Source organism: Endozoicomonas sp. SESOKO2, from assembly GCF_024606245.1.
Classification (GTDB): Bacteria; Pseudomonadota; Gammaproteobacteria; order Pseudomonadales; family Endozoicomonadaceae; genus Endozoicomonas_A.
Window position 1 is genome coordinate 1 of sequence record NZ_JAHHPQ010000680.1, and the last position, 2,005, is coordinate 2,005.

Here is a 2,005-nt window from a genome sequence, read left to right on the forward strand (position 1 = left end):
CATTTTAGGACATCCGCCTTGCCATTAGTTCAGTAAGACGGGAAAAGACAATTGATGGCTGACCCCGGTGAGTTTGAGACCAGCCATCCTGACAAAGTATCAGGCCACGACACCCAATTCAGAATCAACCAGGCTGCCACGCAAACTGTGAGGGAAAGCCTCAACAATCTCAACCTCGGCAAATCGACCAATCAGTCGAGGCTCTGCACACTTGAAGTTAACGACACGATTACACTCTGTGCGGCCACTCAGTTCACCAGGGTCTTTCTTGGAGTAGCCCGTTACCAGAATTTTCTGAGTGCTGCCTACCAAACGACGACTGATTTGCATGGCTTGTTGATTGATTCGCTCCTGCAGAATTTGCAGTCGCTGCTTTTTGGTGGACTCAGGAACGTCATCGGACATATCCGATGCTGGTGTCCCCGGACGTTTGCTGTAGATGAAACTGAACGACGCATCGAAACCGATCTCGCTGATCAGGTTCATGGTGTCTTCAAAGTCTTCATCGGTTTCACCCGGGAAGCCTACGATAAAGTCTGAAGAGAGACTCAGGTCAGGACGGTGTTCACGCAACTGACGAATCTTGTCCCGGTATATCTCAACTTCGTGGTTACGTTTCATCAGGGAGAGAATCCGGTCAGATCCGGCCTGAACAGGAAGGTGCAGGTGGCTGACAAGCTCGGGCACTTCAGCGTAAACATCGATCAGGCTCTGGGAGAACTCTTTCGGATGAGACGTGGTGAAACGAATGCGATCTATGCCATCTATTGCCGCGACAATGGTGATCAGTTCAGCCAGATCACAAACAGTACCATCGTCTTTTTCGCCACGATAAGCGTTCACATTCTGACCCAGCAGATTGATTTCGCGAACCCCTTTCCCGGCCAGACCCACGCATTCGGCAATCACGTCATCCATGGGGCGGCTGACTTCTTCACCACGGGTGTAGGGTACGATACAGAATGTACAGTACTTGCTGCACCCTTCCATGATAGAAACGAAAGCGGTTGGTCCTTCCACAGAAGGCTCCGGAAGCCGGTCAAACTTTTCAATTTCCGGAAAGGTGACATCGACCACGGGAATATGATTGCTCTGGGTCGCATCAATCATTTCTGGCAGGCGATGCAGGGTTTGTGGTCCGAAGACAACGTCTACCTGTGGCGCACGCTTGCGGATGGCTTCCCCTTCCTGGCTGGCTACGCAGCCTCCCACTCCAATCACCAGGTCGGGATTGGCTTCTTTCAGTTTTTTCCAGCGACCCAACTGATGGAAGAGCTTTTCCTGGGCTTTTTCCCTGACAGAGCAGGTGTTAACCAGCACAACATCGGCTTCTTCCGGATTGTCTGTCAACTCCAGGGTGTGGGTTTCTCCGAGCAGATCAGCCATTCGGGCTGAGTCGTACTCGTTCATCTGGCAACCGTGGGTCTTGATATAAAGCTTTTTTGTTGCGCTCATGGTTTCGCTTTCTGGGCTCACGTCTGTTGTGATTTTTTCAGACGCCAAAACCGGATTCCTGTCTGCTGTGTAACGGGCCTGAGACCTTGAAGCTGCTATATTCAGGCATCAGGTGACTCAGGATAGCAAAACCAGTGATGACTGATCTGGCTGTTGAAAGCTGGCCATTATAGCGGCAGTGAGCACCGGAAGGTAGTGAGCAATATCTCTGACACTCTATGAAGGGATTACGTGATAAGCACCCGATTACAGTTCGTCATTTAATCCTGTTTTGGGGGTGTAGACAGGCATCAGTGTCATTTTTACTATCCCGGTGTTCATAATGACATAACTTTGTACGTTGGTTCTTTGCAGGCGAACGGTATCCAGAAGGTCGTCTGCATTCGTCCTGTCCAGGGCATCGTAGAAGTCTGTTTCTTCTGCTGAAGAGCGATTACTGAGGGTGCCAAGGGCATTCTGGATATGGTCTATTTCAGGATAACTGGCGCTGGCCATCTGCATTCCGATGGCTACAGCCTTGCTGAGAATTTTGCCGATCAGTCTGAAGGGG

Annotated in this window: 2 protein-coding genes; both read right to left on the reverse strand. The window is 50.6% G+C overall.

What is annotated here, in order from left to right; translation table 11 throughout:
- Nucleotides 1-99: 99 nt before the first annotated feature.
- Nucleotides 100-1,455 carry a tRNA (N6-isopentenyl adenosine(37)-C2)-methylthiotransferase MiaB gene (gene miaB / locus KDK17_RS16745; protein ID WP_257288593.1) on the reverse strand — a complete coding sequence of 452 codons (1,356 nt, stop codon included), beginning with the start codon at nucleotides 1,453-1,455 and terminating at the stop codon, nucleotides 100-102.
- 246 nt (nucleotides 1,456-1,701) lie between these two features.
- On the reverse strand, nucleotides 1,702-2,005 hold a 304-nt coding region (locus KDK17_RS16750; protein ID WP_257288594.1), incomplete at its 5' end, for a hypothetical protein.

What these genes read in the sequence shown, in the direction of transcription:
- miaB (WP_257288593.1), bottom strand. Translation starts at nt 1,455, where the DNA reads ATGAGCGCAACAAAAAAGCTTTATATCAAGACCCACGGTTGCCAGATG.